This is a genomic window from Streptomyces sp. NPDC002018, assembly GCF_042890865.1.
Taxonomy (GTDB): domain Bacteria; phylum Actinomycetota; class Actinomycetes; order Streptomycetales; family Streptomycetaceae; genus Streptomyces.
On sequence record NZ_JBIASO010000012.1, the window covers coordinates 69,974 to 88,087 of the forward strand.

General features: G+C 70.7%; 15 protein-coding genes and 1 tRNA gene. 11 read left to right on the forward strand and 5 right to left on the reverse strand.

Annotation, left to right across the window (positions count from 1 at the left end):
- The first annotated feature begins 50 nt into the window (after window positions 1-50).
- From ACFYYH_RS20960 to ACFYYH_RS20980, 5 genes are all read left to right on the forward strand, one after another.
- Window positions 51-1,427, forward strand: a complete 1,377-nt coding sequence (locus tag ACFYYH_RS20960; RefSeq protein ID WP_388553025.1) for an ABC transporter ATP-binding protein — start codon at window positions 51-53, stop codon at window positions 1,425-1,427.
- Window positions 1,424-2,095, forward strand: coding sequence for an ABC transporter permease (locus tag ACFYYH_RS20965; protein WP_388553027.1), 672 nt, complete (start codon window positions 1,424-1,426; stop codon window positions 2,093-2,095). Before ACFYYH_RS20960 ends, ACFYYH_RS20965 begins: the two co-directional genes overlap by 4 nt.
- Before the next feature lie 8 nt (window positions 2,096-2,103).
- On the forward strand, window positions 2,104-2,787 hold the full coding sequence (locus tag ACFYYH_RS20970; protein ID WP_388553030.1) for an ABC transporter permease: 684 nt from the start codon (window positions 2,104-2,106) through the stop codon (window positions 2,785-2,787).
- Window positions 2,788-2,935: 148 nt separating this feature from the next.
- Window positions 2,936-3,877: an ABC transporter substrate-binding protein gene (locus ACFYYH_RS20975; protein WP_388553033.1), complete on the forward strand. Its 942-nt coding sequence runs from the start codon at window positions 2,936-2,938 to the stop codon at window positions 3,875-3,877.
- 107 nt (window positions 3,878-3,984) lie between these two features.
- Window positions 3,985-4,401, forward strand: a complete 417-nt coding sequence (locus ACFYYH_RS20980) for a hypothetical protein (protein WP_388553036.1) — start codon at window positions 3,985-3,987, stop codon at window positions 4,399-4,401.
- A 384-nt stretch (window positions 4,402-4,785) separates the two neighbouring features.
- Here the strand turns inward: ACFYYH_RS20980 and ACFYYH_RS20985 are convergent, their stop codons facing one another.
- Window positions 4,786-6,174, reverse strand: coding sequence for a cystathionine beta-synthase (locus tag ACFYYH_RS20985; RefSeq protein WP_388553039.1), 1,389 nt, complete (start codon window positions 6,172-6,174; stop codon window positions 4,786-4,788).
- Between the two features lie 170 nt (window positions 6,175-6,344).
- Here ACFYYH_RS20985 and ACFYYH_RS20990 point away from each other — a divergent pair, with 170 nt between their 5' ends.
- From ACFYYH_RS20990 to ACFYYH_RS21000, 3 genes are all read left to right on the forward strand, one after another.
- A complete protein-coding gene (locus tag ACFYYH_RS20990) occupies window positions 6,345-7,340 on the forward strand; it encodes an SGNH/GDSL hydrolase family protein (RefSeq protein ID WP_388553445.1) in 996 nt (331 codons plus the stop codon).
- Window positions 7,341-7,578: 238 nt separating this feature from the next.
- A complete protein-coding gene (locus ACFYYH_RS20995) occupies window positions 7,579-8,799 on the forward strand; it encodes an acetyl-CoA C-acetyltransferase (protein WP_388553042.1) in 1,221 nt (406 codons plus the stop codon).
- A gap of 345 nt (window positions 8,800-9,144) precedes the next feature.
- Window positions 9,145-10,107 carry a hypothetical protein gene (locus ACFYYH_RS21000; protein ID WP_388553448.1) on the forward strand — a complete coding sequence of 321 codons (963 nt, stop codon included), beginning with the start codon at window positions 9,145-9,147 and terminating at the stop codon, window positions 10,105-10,107.
- Window positions 10,108-10,201: 94 nt separating this feature from the next.
- Here the strand turns inward: ACFYYH_RS21000 and ACFYYH_RS21005 are convergent, their stop codons facing one another.
- Window positions 10,202-10,522 carry a hypothetical protein gene (locus ACFYYH_RS21005; RefSeq protein WP_388553044.1) on the reverse strand — a complete coding sequence of 107 codons (321 nt, stop codon included), beginning with the start codon at window positions 10,520-10,522 and terminating at the stop codon, window positions 10,202-10,204.
- Window positions 10,523-10,643: 121 nt separating this feature from the next.
- Between ACFYYH_RS21005 and ACFYYH_RS21010 the strand changes: the two genes are divergently transcribed.
- Window positions 10,644-10,874 (forward strand): DUF4287 domain-containing protein, encoded by a 231-nt coding sequence (locus ACFYYH_RS21010; RefSeq protein ID WP_388553047.1) that lies wholly within the window; start codon window positions 10,644-10,646, stop codon window positions 10,872-10,874.
- A gap of 137 nt (window positions 10,875-11,011) precedes the next feature.
- On the opposite strand, the gene ACFYYH_RS21015 is transcribed toward ACFYYH_RS21010, so the two are convergent.
- Together ACFYYH_RS21015 and ACFYYH_RS21020 are read right to left on the reverse strand one after the other, a co-directional pair.
- On the reverse strand, window positions 11,012-11,878 hold the full coding sequence (locus ACFYYH_RS21015) for a Bax inhibitor-1/YccA family protein (RefSeq protein WP_388553050.1): 867 nt from the start codon (window positions 11,876-11,878) through the stop codon (window positions 11,012-11,014).
- 154 nt (window positions 11,879-12,032) lie between these two features.
- A tRNA-Leu gene (locus tag ACFYYH_RS21020) sits at window positions 12,033-12,115 on the reverse strand.
- 394 nt (window positions 12,116-12,509) lie between these two features.
- Here ACFYYH_RS21020 and ACFYYH_RS21025 point away from each other — a divergent pair.
- Together ACFYYH_RS21025 and ACFYYH_RS21030 are read left to right on the forward strand one after the other, a co-directional pair.
- Complete coding sequence (locus tag ACFYYH_RS21025; protein WP_388553053.1) at window positions 12,510-13,280, forward strand: ABC transporter ATP-binding protein; 771 nt, start codon at window positions 12,510-12,512, stop codon at window positions 13,278-13,280.
- Window positions 13,281-13,740: 460 nt separating this feature from the next.
- Window positions 13,741-16,287: an ABC transporter permease gene (locus tag ACFYYH_RS21030; protein WP_388553056.1), complete on the forward strand. Its 2,547-nt coding sequence runs from the start codon at window positions 13,741-13,743 to the stop codon at window positions 16,285-16,287.
- 119 nt (window positions 16,288-16,406) lie between these two features.
- Here the strand turns inward: ACFYYH_RS21030 and ACFYYH_RS21035 are convergent, their stop codons facing one another.
- Complete coding sequence (locus tag ACFYYH_RS21035; protein ID WP_388553450.1) at window positions 16,407-17,717, reverse strand: class I SAM-dependent methyltransferase; 1,311 nt, start codon at window positions 17,715-17,717, stop codon at window positions 16,407-16,409.
- Window positions 17,718-18,114: the final 397 nt, after the last annotated feature.

Sequence of the window (18,114 nt, forward strand, 5' to 3'; positions counted from 1 at the left end):
GCCACCAAGAACTCTGCATGACTATATGCAGGCCGGGCAAGGGACGACTGATGATCAGATTCGACGCGGTGAACAAACGCTTCCCCAACGGCACCACGGCGGTCCACGACCTCACGCTGGAGATGCCGGAGGGCGGGATCACCGTCCTGGTCGGCTCCTCCGGATGCGGCAAGACCACCACGCTCCGCATGATCAACCGGATGGTCGAGCCGACCTCGGGGACCATCCGGCTGGGCGGCAAGGACGTCCTGGAGCAGGACGCCGCCGAGCTGCGGCGCGGTATCGGCTATGTCATCCAGCAGTCCGGGCTCTTCCCGCACCGTACGGTCCTCGACAACATCGCGACCGTGCCGCTGCTGCTGGGCTGGGGCCGCAGGAAGGCCCGTACCCGGGCGGCGGAGCTGCTGGAGACCGTGGGGCTGACGGCGGAGGCGGGCAAGCGCTACCCGCACCAGCTCTCCGGCGGCCAGCAGCAGCGGGTCGGGGTGGCCAGGGCCCTGGCGGCCGATCCGCCGGTGCTGCTGATGGACGAGCCGTTCGGCGCGGTGGACCCGGTCGTACGGACCCAGCTCCAGGACGAGCTGCTGCGCCTCCAGAAGGATCTGAACAAGACCATCGTCTTCGTCACGCACGACATCGACGAGGCGGTACGGCTCGGCGACCGGATCGCCGTCTTCCGCACGGGCGGGCATCTCGTGCAGTGCGCGGCGCCCGCGGAGCTGCTGGCGCGCCCGGCGGACGGCTTCGTCGCGGACTTCCTCGGCGCGGAGCGCGAGCTGAAGCTGCTGTCGCTGACGACGCTCGCGGAGGTGCCGGTGCGACGGGTGACGACGGTACGGGAGGGCGAGCCGGTGCCCCGTACGGGTGAGGGGCCTTGCCTGGTGGTCTCCGCCAGGAACGAGCCGCTCGGTTGGCTCGACCCGGAGCAGAGGAGCGCGAGCCCCGCCGGCACCGGTACCTCGGGCCCAAGCTCCCCGGGCACCCCGGGCACCCCGGGTCCCGGCTCCCCGGGCCGTCTGACGCCCGTACGGCCGCTGCGGGACACGGACTCGCTGCTCGCGGCGCTGAACGAGTCGATCGCCTCTCCGACGGGCCTGACCGTCCGCGTCGACGCCGAGGGCGTCCTCAAGGGCGTCACCTCGCGGGAGACGATCCACGAGCACGCGGGCCGCAGACACCAGGAGGCGGCACGGGCGGCTCTCGACGCCGGGCCCCGGGCGGGCACGACCACCACGTCCACGGACGCCTCTACGTCCATACCCGAGCCCGCACCCGAGGCCGAGCCCGAGCCCGAGGCCACAACCGGGCCCAAGTCCGCGCCCGAGTCAGACTCCACGTCCGAGTCAGAGTCCACGTCCGAGTCCGCTCCGGCGCCGGCGTCGGCTCCGGCCGGGGGCGGACCGGCCTCCCCGGGCGGATCCGTATGACCGTCGAATGGTCGTGGATCTCCGACCACGCGGGCGATCTCACCACCCTCGCCCTCTCCCATCTCCAGGCCGCGCTCACCGCCGTACTCCTCGGCCTGCTGATCTCCCTCCCCCTCGCGGTGCTCGCCCACCGCGTCCGCGCCCTGCGCGGCTTTCTCCTCGGGCTCTCCAACGTCCTGTTCACGATCCCGTCCATCGCGGTCTTCGTCCTGCTGCTGCCCGTGTCGGGGCTGACCAGGACCACCACCGTCATCGGTCTGACGATCTACACACTCGTCGTCCTGCTGCGGAACACCGTCGAGGGGCTGGACTCCGTACCGGCCAGGGCCCGTGAGGCCGCCGTCGCCATGGGCACCCGCCCGCTGCGGACGCTCCTCACCGTCGAGCTGCCGCTCGCGCTCCCCGTGATCATGGCCGGGGTACGGATCGCGACCGTCATGTCGATCTCGCTGGTCAGCGTCGCCACCTATATCGGTGACGGCGGCCTCGGCCAGCTCTTCACGGACGGCTTCCAGCGCAACTTCCCCACCCCGGTGGTGGCGGGCGTCGCGCTGACGCTGCTGCTCGCGCTGGTCGCGGACGCCCTGCTGGTGGCGGTGCAGTACGTCCTCACGCCCTGGACCCGGCGTCAGCACCGGCAGCGGCGCCCGGCACGCGGAAGGGCCTGACACCCACCATGTACGAACTCTTCAAGAACCTGGGCTCCTGGCTGGTCTCGGGCGAGCAGTGGACAGGGGCCGACGGCATCGGCCACCGGCTCGCCGAGCACCTCCAGTACTCCCTGCTGGCGACGCTGATCGCCGCCGTGATCGCGCTGCCGCTCGGCCTGCTGATCGGGCATACGGGCCGGGGGGCGTTCGTCGCCATCAACCTCGCCTCGTTCGGCCGGGCCCTGCCCACGGTCGGTCTGGTCGTACTGGTCTTCCTGGCGAGCGGGCTCTCCATGACACCGGTGTACGTGGCGCTGGTCGCCCTGGCCGTCCCGTCCATCGTGACCAACACCTACGCGGGGATGACCGCGGTCGATCCGGAGGTGAAGGACGCGGCCCGGGGCCAGGGCATGCGCGGCCACCAGGTGCTGTTCCGGATCGAGGTCCCGCTCGCGCTCCCGCTGATCATGACCGGGCTGCGGCTCGCGCTGATCCAGGTGGTGGCGACGGCGACCATCGCCGCGTACGTCAGCTTCGGCGGACTGGGCCGGTATGTCTTCGACGGTCTGGCCCAGCGCGATCTCGTCCAGGTGCTGGGCGGCGCGGTGCTGGTGGCGGCCGTCGCCGTCGTCCTCGATCTGGCGCTGTCCGGACTCCAGCGCGTCCTGTTCCGCCATCGCACCGCGGCCCAGGGAGACCCGGTCCGATGAACGCGCGGCACACGCCGGACCCCTCGCCGGACCCCTCACCGAACCCAGGCAACGCGCAGAACGCACAGAACTCACCGCACTCACCGCAGTCACCGCACTCACCGCAGTCACCGCAGTCACCGCACTCACGGAACCCGGGAGCCCACCGATGAACCGACGCACCCTGCTCGGCGGTCTGTTCGCCGCGGCCTCCGTCCCCGTACTGGCCGCGTGCAGCAGCGGCATCACCTCCCTGGACGGCCAGGGCGGCGGCGGAGGCGGCGGCGCGGCCGGCTCCAGCGCGGGCGGCATCACGATCGGCACGGCCAACTTCACCGAGAACCAGATACTCGGCCATCTCTACGCGGCCGTGCTCGAAGCGGCCGGTGTGAAGACGACCGTCCGCGCCAATCTCGGCACCCGCGAGATCCTCATCCCGGCCCTCAAGGGCGGCGACATCGATCTGCTCCCCGAGTACCAGGGCGCGCTCCTCCACTATCTCGACGCCAAGGCCACCGCGTCGGAGGAGGGCGAGATGCAGAACGCCCTCGCCATCGCGCTCCCGGCGGGCCTCCAGGTCCTCCCCTACGGCCGGGCGGAGGACTCCGACGCCTTCGCCGTCACGCGCGAGACCGCCGACCGGTACGGACTGACGACGCTGGCGGACCTCAGGAAGCAGAACGGCAAGCTGGTCATCGGCGCCGCGCCCGAGGTGAAGAAGCGCGTGGTCGGCGTCGTCGGGCTCAAGGACGTGTACGGCGTGGAGTTCAAGGAGTTCAAGTCGCTCGACTCCTCCGGGCCCCTGGTCAAGGGAGCCCTGAAGAAGGGCGATGTGGACGTCGCGAACCTCTTCACCACGGACACGGACATCGCCGCCGAGGGCTGGGTGGTGCTCACCGACCCCAGGAATCTGATCCCCGGTCAGCACATCGTCCCGCTGATCGCCGACCGCAAGGCCGACTCGACGGTACGCAGGGCACTGGCCCGGGTGGGCAACACCCTCACGACGGAGGCCCTCACCGAACTCAACCGCCAGGTCGACAAGGACAAGAAGGACCCGGCCGACGTGGCGCGCGCCTGGGCCGCCGGCCAGGGCCTGACGAAGAAGTGACGCGTGGCCGCGAAGGGCGTGGCCGCAAAGAGCGCGAAGGGCGTGGCCGCAAAGAGGGGGGCTAGCCCCACTGGCCCGGATGCCCGGCACTTCGTACCGTGTCGGACATGGATGCCCGCGACCCTGAACTGAAGAAGGAACTCAACGCCACCCTTCAGGCGCGCCACGAGCTGGGGGCGGAGTACGAGCCCGCGCTCGTCGAGTCGTTCCTGGAGAAGGTCGAGCAGCGCCTGGACGGTGTGGTCGACCGCCGCGTCCGGCGCGAACTGGCCGAGCGCCAGATGGCGGCCGCCCGGGACGCCCGTACGCCCAGCCCCGTGGAGGGGTTCGGCGAACGCTTCGGGTTCGGCGTGGTCTCCCTGATCCTCGCCATCCCGCTGTCCGCCATCGCCGTGGTGAACGCGGATTTCAAGGGCCTGGTGGTGTGCTGGCTGGGCATCTTCGGGGTGAACGCGGTCCATGCCTCGCGCGGCCGGTTCTGGACGCCCGGGAAGCGCCGCCGGTCGTCCGACTGGGAAGACTGAGAAAGCGACGACCGAGAAAGCCGCTTCGGCCGGCCCGCCGAGAAGGGCAGGACCGGCCGAAGCGGAAGAGATAGCCGCGAAGAGACAGTCGTGAAGAGGTAGTCGCAAAGTCGCGAAGAGGTAGTCGCGGGGACCGCCGCACCCCCGTAACCGGGGGGCGGGACGACGGCGGTCCCCGCGAGGGACACGGTCCGGGTCAGGGCCGGAGTTCGTGTCCTTGGCGTCCATGGAGGTCCGGGAGCCGCTCCGGAGGTCCTTGACGCCGACAACCACTACTGTGCAGGACGCGTGTTAAGCGGGTGCTGCGTGGACGTGTCGCGCTCGTACCACTTTCGCGGTGAGCCGCCACCGCCCATTGCTCCGCCCGCCACACAACCGGCGAGATCAGGCCTTGGAGAGATACGCCAGCAGATCCTGCCTGCTCACGACCCCAGTGGGCTTCCCCTCCACCAGGACGATCGCCGCGTCGGCGCCGTCGGAACCGCTCAGCGCGGCCATCAGATCGGCCACCGGTTCACCCGATCCGACCTGGGGAAGCGGGGACGACATATGTTTCTCCAGCGAGTCGCCGAGCGAGGCCCGCTGGGTGAAGAGCGCGTCCAGCAGCTCCCGCTCCACCACGGAACCGATGACCTCCGCGGCCATCACATCCGGATGACCGGCGCCCGGCTTCACGATCGGCATCTGCGAGACGCCGTACTCCCGCAGCACCTCGATCGCCTCGCCGACCGTCTCCTCGGGGTGCATATGGACGAGCGTCGGGATGGCGCCCGCCTTGTGCCGCAGGACATCGCCGACGGTCACCGCGCCGCCGCCCTGCTCCAGGAAGCCGTAGTCGTTCATCCACTCGTCGTTGAAGATCTTGCTGAGATAGCCGCGGCCGCTGTCCGGCAGCAGGACGACCACGACATCGTCGGGTCCGAGCCCCTCGGCGACCTTCAGCGCGGCCACGACCGCCATCCCGCAGGAGCCGCCGACGAGCAGGCCCTCCTCCTTGGCCAGGCGCCGCGTCATCTGGAAGGAGTCCTTGTCGGAGACGGCGACGATCTCGTCCGTCACCGTGCGGTCGTACGCGGTCGGCCAGAAGTCCTCGCCGACGCCCTCGACCAGATACGGCCGTCCCGAGCCGCCCGAGTAGACCGAGCCCTCGGGGTCGGCGCCCACGATCCGCACCCGGCCCTCGCTGACCTCCTTGAGATAGCGCCCGGTGCCGGTGATGGTGCCGCCCGTGCCGACGCCCGCGACGAAGTGGGTGATCCGCCCGTCCGTCTGCTCCCACAGCTCGGGACCGGTCGTCTCGTAGTGCGAGCGCGGGTTGTTCGGGTTGCTGTACTGGTCGGGCTTCCAGGCGCCCGGCGTCTCACGCACCAGCCGGTCGGAGACGTTGTAGTACGAGTCGGGGTGCTCGGGGTCGACCGCCGTCGGGCAGACGACCACCTCGGCGCCGTACGCGCGCAGCACGTTGATCTTGTCCGTGGAGACCTTGTCCGGGCAGACGAAGACGCACTTGTAGCCCTTCCGCTGGGCCACGATGGCGAGACCGACGCCGGTGTTGCCGCTCGTCGGTTCGACGATCGTGCCGCCGGGCAGCAGCTCACCACTCTCCTCGGCCGCTTCGATCATGCGCAGGGCGATCCGGTCCTTGACCGAACCGCCGGGGTTGAAGTACTCGACCTTGGCCAGGACTGTCGCCTGGATACCTGCGGTCACGCTGGTCAGCTTCAGCAGGGGGGTATTGCCAACCAGACTGATCATCGAGTCGTGGAATTGCACCGTTGTCTCCGGGGTCTCCGTGATGGTCCGGCCAGGGTATGCGCCCGCGCACGAGATTGGGCGACGGTCCTTACGGGGCAGTTAGCTGGTGTACGTACCCATACTCATGCGTACGGCTGACTCGTGCGTACGGCTGGAGGGAGGTGGCTCGGACTGTGTCGAGGGCGAGGGTGGCACGGCGGATCGCCGCGGGCGCGGCGTACGGCGGCGGAAGCATCGGCCTGCTGGGGGCGGCCGGGGTGGGAGTGGTGCTGGCGGAGCTACAGCTCGCGAAGCGGTCGGTGGGCGGCGGGGTGGCACCCGTTCCGCCGAGCGGGGACGGCTGGTACGGACTGGCGTACGGACACACCGAGCCGCTGCGGATGGGCATGCTCGGCGACTCCACGGCGGCGGGCCAGGGCGTACGGCGGGCGGGGCAGACCCCGGGGGCGCTGCTCGCCTCGGGGCTCGCGGCGGTCGCGGAGCGGCCCGTGGAGCTGCGGAACGTGGCTCTGCCGGGCGCCAAGTCGGACGATCTGGACCGCCAGGTGACCCAGCTCCTCTCGGACCCGGCGCGGGTCCCGGACGTGTGCGTGATCATCGTCGGCGCGAACGACGTCACGCACCGGATGCCGGCCACCCGTTCCGTGCGGTATCTCGCCGCGGCGGTCCGCCGGCTGCGTACGGCCGGGGCGGAGGTGGTCGTCGGGACCTGCCCGGATCTCGGCACCATCGAGCCCGTGTACCAGCCGCTGCGCTGGCTCGCCCGCCGGGTGAGCCGCCAGCTCGCCGCCGCGCAGACGATCGTGGCGGTCGAGCAGGGCGCCCGTACGGTCTCGCTGGGCGATCTGCTGGGCCCGGAGTTCGCCGCGAACCCGCGGGAGCTGTTCGGCCCGGACAACTACCACCCCTCGGCGGAGGGTTACGCGACCGCGGCGATGGCGGTGCTGCCCACGCTCTGCGCGGTGCTGGACCTCTGGCCGGAGACGGACCGTCCGGACGCGGCCCGCGACGAGGGCATGCTCCCGGTGGCGAAGGCGGCCTCGGCCGCGGCGTCCCGGGCGGGTACGGAGGTCACGGGGGTCCGCGCCCCCTGGGCCCTGCTCAAGCACCGCAGGCGCCGTCACCTGCCGACCCAGACGGAGGCGACCCCCATCGAGCCCAGCCAGGTGCCCCGGGAGGTATGACACGCCGTCCCCTCCCCGCCCCGCGGCCTCCCTCCGGCCCCAAGGCCTCCCTGCGGGCCGCCGCCCCGCGCTTCCGGGGGTCGTTCCACGAGTCCGCGCGCCACCCACGCCCGGGCGGAACACCGCCTGAGCAAGCGCTTGGAAAAGAGGCCCGCATCACACGCCCGGCCGGGTGACCCCGGCCCTACGTACCGGTAACTTCCCCCTCAGCCCCGCCCTCTCCCCTTCTGGAGCCGTGATGCCCGAAGCCGTGATCGTCTCTGCCGCCCGCTCCCCCATCGGCCGGGCCTTCAAGGGGTCGCTCAAGGAACTGCGGCCCGACGACCTGACCGCCACGGTCATCGAGGCCGCGCTCGCCAGGATCCCCGAACTGGACCCGCGCGACATCGACGACCTGATGCTCGGCTGCGGTCTGCCCGGCGGCGAGCAGGGCCACAACCTGGGCCGGATCGTCGCCGTACAGCTCGGCATGGACCACCTCCCGGGCTGCACCGTCACCCGCTACTGCTCCTCGTCCCTCCAGACCTCGCGGATGGCGCTGCACGCCATCAGGGCGGGGGAGGGCGACGTCTTCGTCTCGGCCGGGGTCGAGATGGTCTCGCGCCAGGTCAACGGCTCCTCGGACGGGATGCCCGGCACCCACAACCCGCTCTTCGCGGACGCCGAGGCCCGTACCGCCTCCGTCGCGGGGAGCGAGGGCGCGGACTGGCACGACCCGCGCGAGGACGGCCTGCTCCCCGACGCGTACATCGCCATGGGGCAGACCGCGGAGAACCTGGCCCGGTCCGAGGGCATCACGCGCCGGGAGATGGACGAGTTCGGCGTACGGTCCCAGAACCTCGCCGAGGAGGCCCTCAAGAACGGCTTCTGGGAGCGCGAGATCACGCCCGTGACGCTCCCGGACGGCACGGTCGTCAGCAAGGACGACGGACCGCGCGCCGGCGTCACGATGGAGGGCGTGGAGGGCCTCAAGCCCGTCTTCCGCCCCGACGGACTGGTCACGGCCGGCAACTGCTGCCCGCTCAACGACGGCGCCGCCGCGCTCGTGATCATGTCCGACACCAAGGCGCGCGAGCTAAAGCTGACCCCGCTGGCCCGGATCGTCTCCACCGGCGTCACCGCCCTCTCGCCGGAGATCATGGGCTACGGCCCGGTCGAGGCGTCCCGCCAGGCGCTCTCGCGCGCGGGGCTGACCATCGACGACATCGATCTGGCCGAGATCAACGAGGCCTTCGCGGCCCAGGTGATCCCGTCCTACCGCGCTCTGGACATCCCGCTGGAGAAGCTGAACGTCAACGGCGGCGCCATCGCCGTCGGCCACCCCTTCGGGATGACCGGGGCCCGGATCACCGGCACACTGATCAACAGCCTCCAGTTCCACGACAAGCAGTTCGGTCTGGAGACCATGTGCGTCGGCGGCGGCCAGGGCATGGCGATGGTGATCGAGCGCCTGAGCTGAGCCACCCGAAGTCCGTTCCGGCGCGAGCGGCCGACGGGTCCCCGGGACCGCCGGAGGGCGTGATCCGTCCGGAATGCGGAAGGCCGTCGCGGAGCGTAGCCGGGCCGTCCGGAATCTGGTGGATGAACACCACCGATCCCCAGTCGTGACTGAATCTCCCCCAGGATGTGACCTAGTCCCGGGGGAGACGCGTTTGTCCAGGTCAGGGCCTCATTGTGGGTAAAGCTAAGGCCCAAAGACCTGTCCATTTGGTGACGTAATGCACTGCCGGTTGGATCCCGCCCACGACAAGCTGAGGTAGGAAGTCGGGGGTATCGATCGGAACGGGAGTAGTCAGTGAGCGCCATGTCTTTTGCCCTGCTGCTGACCACAGCCGCCGCCACGGCCGTGGGCGTCGCTGCTCTGCACGCCGCTCATGGACTGCGCAGGCAGGTCAGCGCCCTGCGTGGCGAGCTGGCCGCGGCGAACCCGGGCGGTGTCACCGCCGCCGTACCGCAGGCCAGGAGCGCCACACAGCCCGGCTACCCGGATGCCATAAGGACCGCCGTCGCCGAGGCCCTCGCCGAGGAGCGTGAGCGGGAGCTGGCCGAGGCACGCGCCTTCTGGGCCGCCCAGGAGGCACGGGACGCCGCCGACACCCCGTCGCTGCTCGGCGGTCTCGCCGGGTTCGGCGCCGAGGACGGACCGTTCTACGTACCGCGCCAGGTGGACTTCACCGGCCTTGAGTCCCTGGACCTGGACGCCGCGGAGGCGCTCGACAGCTTCGCCGACTATCCGGACCTCAGTGAGGTCAGCGAGGTCAGTGAGGTCAGCGGTGTGGGCGGGACCGGTGGTCTGGGCGAGGCCGGGGAGTACGCCGAGGACTCGCCGGAGCTGGCCGCGGCCCGTCGCCGGCACCCCTCGCACCCGGATTTCGTACCGCTCCAGACGCCCGTCGTCACCGACCACGAGCGCACGATCACCCGGCTCGAAGAGCTGGCCGAGACCCGTACGGCGCTCGCCGATGTCCGGCCGGGGCCCCTGGGAACGCTCGATGTCTATGTCTTCGCCGACGGTACGACGCTGTGCATGACCCCGGGCCACCGTGAGACCGCCGAGCTGCTCGCCGGGGCCCTGCGCGCGGGCGACGCCCCGTTCCTGCTGGGCGGATCCGGTGTCTCCGGCGCGTACACCCTGACGTTCTCGTACGGCGGTGCCGCCGGCGACGCGGGAGCCACCGGCACCGAGGGCTCCGGCGGCTCCGGCGCCGGCCCGGAGGGCGCCGAGCACGTCTATATCCTCGCGGACCGCGTCATCGCCTCGCTGTAGCCGTCCGGGGCCGTCGGTCCGGCCCCGTGGACGTCCCCGGGCCTCGCACGCCACATCGGCCCCCGCGGCCCGCGCCACAGGCCGTGTCCCCGCGTCACAGCGCCGCGCGGCCGACCGCCCGCTCCACCGATCTCACGGCCTCGTCCAGCTCGCGCACGGACGGGGCCGTTCGCAGTGCCTCGGCCAGATCGGCGGCCGCGACCGTGAGCTGGTCGGCGACGACGAAGACACCCGCGTCCGGCATGACGCGCGGCTCCTCGTCCGGGGTGTCGAGCCGCTGGGCCCGTACGGACAGCTCCCTGGCCAGAGCCAGTGCCTCGGCCGCGGCCCCGCGCTGGAGCCGGCTCCGCGGGGCGGCCCGCAGGCGGTCGGCGAAGCGGTCCACGGTGGCCGTCAGGGGCGTTGTATCGAGCACGCCGTGACCCTACGCGCCCCCCGTGGGGTGCCGCCAACGGGTACGGGACTGTTGCCAACAGGCCAACGCTCAGGCACGGTGGCGTGAAGGACCAGTACGCGCGGAGCGTCCGGAGGCGCCGATGTCCCTTGTCTTCTCCGAAGAGACCCATCGCAACATGCTCTCCCGCATCCCTGATTGCACCGGTCGTGAGATCTCCGACTGGCTGCGCGCCGTCGAGGAGGGCCCGGCCCTCATCCGTTTCGAGGAAAAGGTGAGCTGGCTGAGGAGCGAGCACAACCTCGCGTACGGACACGCGAAGGCGATCGTCCACGAGTACGACCTGAGGCGGGCGGCCCGCCGTCTGCTCTGACCGGCCGCACACACCACGACAACGGACCGGCACACCACGGCCGGACACAACAGAAGGGGTCCGCGGGCGGCAAGCCCGCGGACCCCTCCGTGTCGGCGTGTCGGACGGTCACCCTCGGCCGTCGTCGACCGTTGTCGTCAGTCGTTGCCCTGGAGGATCGACAGCAGCCGCAGCATCTCCAGGTAGATCCACACCAGCGTCAGCGTGAGACCGAAGGCCGCCAGCCAGGACTCCTCGCGCGGGGCGCCGTACGCGACACCGTCCTCGACCTGCTTGAAGTCGAGCGCCAGGAAGCACGCGCCCAGAACGATGCCGACGATGCCGAAGATGATGCCCAGACCGCCGCTGCGGAAGCCGAGGCCGTCACCGCCGCCGAAGACACTGAACAGCATGTTGGCGACCATCAGGAGCAGGAAGCCCATGGCCGCGGCCATCACGAAGCCGTAGAAGCGGCGGGTGACACGGATCCAGCGCATCTTGTACGCGAACAGCACACCGGCGAAGACCGCCATCGTGCCCATGACCGCCTGGATCACCACGCCCGGCGCGATGTAGGTGCTCACCGCGCTGCTGATGACGCCGAGGAAGACGCCCTCGAAGGCGGCGTACGCGAGAATCAGCGCCGGCGTCGGCCGGCGCTTGAAGGACTGGACCAGCGACAGGACCAGCGCCACCAGCGCGGCGCCGATCGCGATGCCGTACGACCTGCCGATGTTGGCCTCGTCGACCGGCAGCAGGACCCACGAGAGAACCGCCGTGAGGATGACCGTCCCCAGCGTCATGGCGGTGCGGGTCACGACATCGTCGATCGTCATGACATCGGTGCGCGCGGGCGCCTGCGGTCCCGCGCCGTACGCCTCGCCCTGCTGGGGCGCGTACGGGTTGGTCGCGTACGGGTTGGTTCCTACAGCGGGGCCCCCGGCCTGCGGCGCCGCGTTGAAGCCCGCGTGGCCGTTGTCGCGGCTGAAGCCCCGTCGCGAGAAGACCGGGTTACTGCTCCTCATCTCACTCCTCCATGGCCACCCTGCGTGGCCTTGCCACAAGAGTAATAGGGACGCAAAGCGTCTGCCCTAGTGCTGGGGGAGGATCTTTCCAGGATCGTGACGTCACACGGGTGCCGCGCGTCACACTCCGGCGGCCGTGGGACGGTCGGAAATGTGCCCGGAACCGGACTTGAACCGGTACGCCCCCGAGGGGCAGCGAGGTTTAAGCTCGCCGTGTCTGCATTCCACCATCCGGGCACGCGCGACGCCGCGTTGGCACATGAGCCTATCGGGACACACCACTCGAACAGCCGAGCGGCAACCCGATGTTGTCTTATTTTATTGACGTCTGAGGGTGCGTCAGGGCACGTACCGAGCCATCCACACATGCCGGGCGCGGGTGGTCATCTCGTAACCAGGCGTACAGGAATGACGAAAAGTCGCCGCCCGGTCACTCATTCGGCACTACGCGAGGATGCTCCGTCCGGGTGGACACCCCTCAGGGGCGGTGTCATACCGGAGGAGGAGGGCGGCGCCGGGCGGTCAGACCCAAGAGGGCCCCGGGAACGGGCATCGGGACGGACGACTCACCGGCAGGGCGGCGCGGAGGATGGAGCCGTTCCCACCACACGTCCGACAGGAGACTCCTCCCGTGACCACCACCCCGATCGCCCCCCGCGCCACCGCGGTGGCCGCCCGCGCCTCCGAACTGTCGAAGGTCTATGGAACGGGCGAGACCCAGGTGGTCGCCCTCGACCGGGTCACCGTGGACTTCCGCCAGGGCGAGTTCACCGCGATCATGGGGCCCTCCGGCTCCGGCAAGTCCACACTGATGCACTGTGTCGCCGGTCTCGACAGCTTCAGCGGCGGGTCCGTACGGCTCGGGGAGACCGAACTCTCCACGCTCAAGGACAAGCAGCTCACCCAGTTGCGCCGGGACAAGATCGGCTTCATCTTCCAGGCGTTCAATCTGCTGCCGACCCTGACGGCCCTGGAGAACATCACGCTCCCCATGGACATCGCGGGCCGCAAGCCCGACAAGCGGTGGCTGGACCAGGTGATCACGATGATCGGTCTGGCCGACCGGCTCGGCCACCGGCCCACCCAGCTCTCCGGCGGCCAGCAGCAGCGGGTGGCCGTCGCCCGCGCCCTGGCCTCCCAGCCCGAGATCATCTTCGGCGACGAGCCCACCGGGAACCTGGACTCGCGCTCCGGCGCCGAGGTGCTGGGCTTCCTGCGCAACTCCGTACGCGAGTTGGGGCAGACCGTCGTCATGGTGACGCACGACCCGGTGGCCGCCTCCTACGCGGACCGTGTGATCTTCCTCGCCGACGGCCAGATCGTGGACGAGATGCTTCACCCCAGCGCCGACGGTGTACTCGACCGGATGAAGGCCTTCGACGCCAAGGGCCGTACGAGCTGACCCCGGGCCGGCCCCGCCGGATACCGCGTCCCGGATCCCGCGTCCCGGATACTGCGGTCCCGGATCCCGCGTCCCGGATACTGCGGTCCCGGATCCCGCGTCCCACTGTGCTGAATCCCGGACCCCGCGTCCCGGGCCCCCGGCCCTGACGGCTCCTCGGCGGACCCCCCGCCGGTCCGAGCCGGTCCCCGGGCGGCCCCGCGTTCCCGTCGTGTTCCTCCCGAACGTGTTCCTCCCGAACGTGTTCCTCCCGAACGTGTTCCTCCCGAACCCCCGCCGCGCTCCCGCCGCGCTCCCGCCGGTCTCCTCGCACGGCTCTTCCCGGCTTCCGCCGGGCCGAGACCGATGCGGGCCCGCCTCAAGCCCGTCTTGAGCCGATCCCGAGCCGATCCCGAGCCGACGCCGAGCAGATCCCCGGCCGACGCTCCCTCCACCGGCCCATTCCACCAGGACTTCCACCATGTTCCGTACCGCATTGCGCACTGTGCTCGCGCACAAGGCCAGGCTGCTGATGACCGTGCTCGCCGTCATGCTCGGCGTCGCCTTCGTCTCCGGCACCCTGGTCTTCACCGACACCATCGGCAACGCCTTCCGCGGCCAGTCGGCCAAGAGCTTCAAGGACGTCGCCGTCGCCGTCACCTCCCACGACAACCGTGACAACGGCGAGAAGGACGAGGGCGGGAAGAGCCCCGGCCTGAGCCGGGAGACCGTCGAGAAGCTCGGGGCGGTCGACGGTGTCGCCTCCGTCACCGGCCGGGTCAGCGGCTTCGCCGGGGTCGCCTACGCCGACGGCAAGCTCATCGGCAACGGCTGGTCCAACACCGGTTCCAACTTCGCGCCCGGCGCGAACGGCGAGGACGCCGCCTACACCTTCACCGACGGCTCGGGCCCCACCCGTGACGACCGGATCGCCCTCGACAAGTCCTCGGCGGACAAGGGCGGTTACCAGGTCGGCGAGCGGGTGCGTGTCGCCACCAACGGACCGGTGAAGGAGTACACCCTCTCCGGTGTCTTCACCACCGAGGACGGCGCGGTCAACGCGGGCGGCAGCCTGGTGCTCTTCGACACCGCCGTGGCCCAGAAGCTCTATCTGGAGCCCGGCTACTTCATGGACGTCACCCTCACCGCGGCGCCCGGCGCCTCGGACCACGCGATCCTGACCGAGGTCAAGGGTCTGATCGGGGAGAACGCCGAGGCGCAGACGGGCAAGCAGCTCGCCGACCGGCAGGCCGCGGACATCGAGTCGAGCGTCTCCAGCCTCAACCAGATGCTGCTGGCCTTCGCCGCCATCGCCCTGTTCGTCGGGGTCTTCCTGATCTCGAACACCTTCACCATGCTGGTCGCCCAGCGCACCAGGGAACTGGCGCTGCTGCGCGCCGTCGGCGCCTCCCGCCGCCAGGTCAAGCGCTCGGTGCTGGCCGAGGCCGCGGTCGTCGGCGCCATCGCCTCGGCGGTCGGCTTCCTGCTCGGTCTCGGTCTCGCGATCGGACTGCGTTCCGCGATGGGCGCCTTCGGCGCGAAGATGCCGGCGGGACCGCTGGTGATCTCGCCGACCGCGGTCGGTGCCGCCTTCGCTGTCGGTGTGCTGATCACCCTGGTCGCCGCCTGGCTGCCCGCCCGCAGGGCCGCGAAGATCCCGCCGGTGGCGGCGATGAGCAGTGTGCACGCCGTGGCCACCACCAGGTCGCTGGTCGTACGGAACTCGATCGGCGCGGTGCTGACCCTGCTCGGTGCCGTCGTGATCGTCGCGGGCGCCTCCGCCGGGGCCGACGACGGCCGGCTGCTGATCGGCGCGGGCGCCTTCCTGACGATGATCGGTGTCATCGTGCTGATCCCGCTGCTCTCGCGGCCGGTCATCGCGCTCGTACGGCCCGCCCTGCTCCGGGTGTTCGGGGTGGCGGGCAAGCTGGCCGGGCAGAACGCGGTCCGCAATCCGCGCCGTACGGGGGCCACCGCCTCCGCGCTGGCCATCGGGCTCACCCTCGTCACCGGTCTCACGGTGATCGGCGTCACCGTGGGCCAGGCCGTGGACCGGATGACCACGGACAACATCAAGGCCGACTACCTGGTCACCATGGCGAGCGGGGGGCCGCTGGACGAGTCGGCGCTGACCGCGCTGGAGAAGGTGTCCGGGGTGAGCGCGCTCTCGGCGCAGCAGGCCACCTCGCTGAAGATCAAGGGTGAGTACCGCTCGGCCTCGGCGGTCACCCCGGGTGACATCGAGAAGCTCTTCGCCTTCAAGGACGTCTCCGGCTCGCTGGGCACCCTCGCCCAGGGCGCGATCGCGGTCGCCGACAAGACCGCGGAGTCCAACGGCTGGAAGCCCGGCGACACCGTCGAGGTGACGTACAACGACGGCGAGTCCGCCCGGCTGAGGATCGGCGCCGTCTACGCGGGCAACGAGTTCCTCTCGCCGGTGGTGATCTCCAGGGACCTGATCTCCCCGCACGAGGCCAAGCCGTACATCCCCGAGGTCTGGGTGGCGGTGGACGGCGGCGCGACCTCCGCCCATGAGCGGGCGCTCGTGGACGCGCTGGGCAACAACCCCGGCATCACCTTCATGGACCGGCAGGACATCAGGAACACCTACGGCGGCTTCATCAACACCGCGCTGAACATCATGTACGGCCTGCTGGCCATGGCCCTGATCATCGCGGTCCTCGGAGTCGTCAACACCCTGGCCATGTCGGTCTTCGAGCGGCAGCAGGAGATCGGCATGCTGCGGGCGATCGGTCTGGACCGGGCCAAGGTCAAGCGGATGATCCGGCTGGAGGCCGTGGTGATCTCGGTCTTCGGCGCGGTGATCGGGGTGGTGCTCGGCTCGTTCCTGGCCTGGGCGATCGGGGAGACCCTGAAGGACTCGATCCCGGGGTACGCGCTGGTCGTCCCGTGGGACCGGATCGGGATCTTCCTGGCCCTGGCCGGGGTCGTGGGGGTGCTCGCCGCGCTCTGGCCGGCCCGCAGCGCCGCGAGGCTGGACATGCTCACGGCGATCAAGACCGAGTAACAAAGTGACCGGGTAACCGGGTGACCGGGTAACGGTACGGGCGGACCGCACAGGGCGGAACACACGGAACATGCGCAAGGGCCGGACCCCCGGGCGGGGGTCCGGCCCTTCCGGCTCCGTCAGACGCCCCAGGCGCGGGCGCGCAACGGCATCCCGGAGCTCCCGCCCTCCGGGGTCTTCACGGCCAGGATCTGGTTGACGCCGATCCTGTTGCGCTCGAAGGAGACCGCGGACGCCGCCATGTAGAGACGCCAGACCCGGGCGCGGCCCGGGGAGGTGCTCCGTACCGCCCGGTCCCAGTGCTTCTCCAGGTTCCCCACCCAGTGGCGCAGGGTGAGCGCGTAGTGCTCCCGGATCGACTCCACGTCGCGCGCCTCGAAGCCCGCCTCCTCCAGGGTGGCGACGGTCAGGCCGAGCGGGGCCAGTTCCCCGTCGGGGAAGACGTACGCGTCGATGAACGGGTCGATGTGGTACTGGCCCTCGTCGCGCTCGGGGCGCCGGGCGATCTGGTGGTTGAGCAGCCGCCCGCCCGGCTTGAGCAGGGCGTAGAGATCGTCGGCGTACTCGCGGTAGCGCACGGAACCGACGTGTTCGGCCATCCCGATGGAGGAGATGGCGTCGTACGGGCCGTCCCTGACGTCCCGGTAGTCCTGGACGCGGATCTCGATCCGGTCGGTGAGCCCCTCCTCCGCGATGCGCTTGCGCGCGTAGGTCGCCTGCTCCCTGGAGAGGGTGACCCCGGTGACCCGGGCGCCGTACTCACGGGCGGCGTGGAGGGCCATCGAGCCCCAGCCGCAGCCCACGTCGAGAAGGCGCTCGCCCTCCGTGAGCCCGAGCTTGCGGCAGATCAGATCGAGCTTGTCGCGCTGTGCGTCCTCGAGGGTGAACGCGGCGTCCCCGTCACCGTCCTCGTCCCAGTACGCGCAGGAGTAGACCATGGAGGGTCCGAGGACCAGTTCGTAGAAGTCATTGCCCACGTCGTAGTGGTGGCTGATCGCCTCCTTGTCCCGGCGTCTGGTGTGCAGCGCGCCGGACCGTCGTCGTACCTCCTCGGCCGGCGGGGCGGGCGGCGGCCAGGGGCCCGCGATCCGCAGGAACGCGCGGGCGGCGGACCGCATACGGGGGTCGCGCACGAGATGGACCCTGTCCTTGGCGTCGCCGCCGCGCTCCCAGATGAACCCGGCGAGCCGGTCGAGCAGCGTGTACAGGTCGCCGTCCACATCGATCTCGCCGGCCACCCAGGCGCGTGCGAGTCCCATCTCGCCCGGCTTCCACAGGAGTCGGCGCAGGGCGCGCCGGTTACGGATGATCAGGGTCGGGGCGTCCGGGGGACCCGATTCGCTGCCGTCCCAGGCCCGGATACGGACCGGGAGCGGAACCCCCAGCAACTCTTCGGCAAGAGTGGTCAGCCGCAGCGCGGCGTCGGCCATGGCGCACACCTCCGTGATGACGGATACGGACATGCTCAACACCACGTAAACACCGGACGGGTGCCGATGCAGTCCCGGCGGCTCGCAATGGCCGGGCAAAATGCCTGCACCCACCACGCAGTTTTCCGGCAGTCCACGCACTTTTCCGGCGGTGTGCGCCCTTTCTCCCGTACCGCGCCCGGTGCGCCGTGCGCCGCCCGGCGGGCCGTGCGGCGTGACCGGTACGGCCGGGACCCGTCCCGGACAGCACAGCACCTAGGCCGTCGGAGCGAGCGGCCCGCCCGCGCGACCGGCACGACAAGGGCCGCTCGCACCACGGATGGCGAGCGGCCCTTGTCGTACGTCCTGTTCAGTTGTGCCCGCCGGCCGGTGCCCGCCGGTACCCGGGTGCCCCGGC

Coding starts and splice junctions, on each gene's coding strand:
- ACFYYH_RS20960 (WP_388553025.1), top strand. CDS start 51: ATGATCAGATTCGACGCGGTGAACAAACGCTTCCCCAACGGCACCACG.
- ACFYYH_RS20965 (WP_388553027.1), top strand. CDS start 1,424: ATGACCGTCGAATGGTCGTGGATCTCCGACCACGCGGGCGATCTCACC.
- ACFYYH_RS20970 (WP_388553030.1), top strand. CDS start 2,104: ATGTACGAACTCTTCAAGAACCTGGGCTCCTGGCTGGTCTCGGGCGAG.
- ACFYYH_RS20975 (WP_388553033.1), top strand. CDS start 2,936: ATGAACCGACGCACCCTGCTCGGCGGTCTGTTCGCCGCGGCCTCCGTC.
- ACFYYH_RS20980 (WP_388553036.1), top strand. CDS start 3,985: ATGGATGCCCGCGACCCTGAACTGAAGAAGGAACTCAACGCCACCCTT.
- ACFYYH_RS20995 (WP_388553042.1), top strand. CDS start 7,579: ATGCCCGAAGCCGTGATCGTCTCTGCCGCCCGCTCCCCCATCGGCCGG.
- ACFYYH_RS21000 (WP_388553448.1), top strand. CDS start 9,145: ATGTCTTTTGCCCTGCTGCTGACCACAGCCGCCGCCACGGCCGTGGGC.
- ACFYYH_RS21010 (WP_388553047.1), top strand. CDS start 10,644: ATGTCCCTTGTCTTCTCCGAAGAGACCCATCGCAACATGCTCTCCCGC.
- ACFYYH_RS21015 (WP_388553050.1), bottom strand. CDS start 11,878: ATGAGGAGCAGTAACCCGGTCTTCTCGCGACGGGGCTTCAGCCGCGAC.
- ACFYYH_RS21030 (WP_388553056.1), top strand. CDS start 13,741: ATGTTCCGTACCGCATTGCGCACTGTGCTCGCGCACAAGGCCAGGCTG.
- ACFYYH_RS21035 (WP_388553450.1), bottom strand. CDS start 17,717: ATGGCCGACGCCGCGCTGCGGCTGACCACTCTTGCCGAAGAGTTGCTG.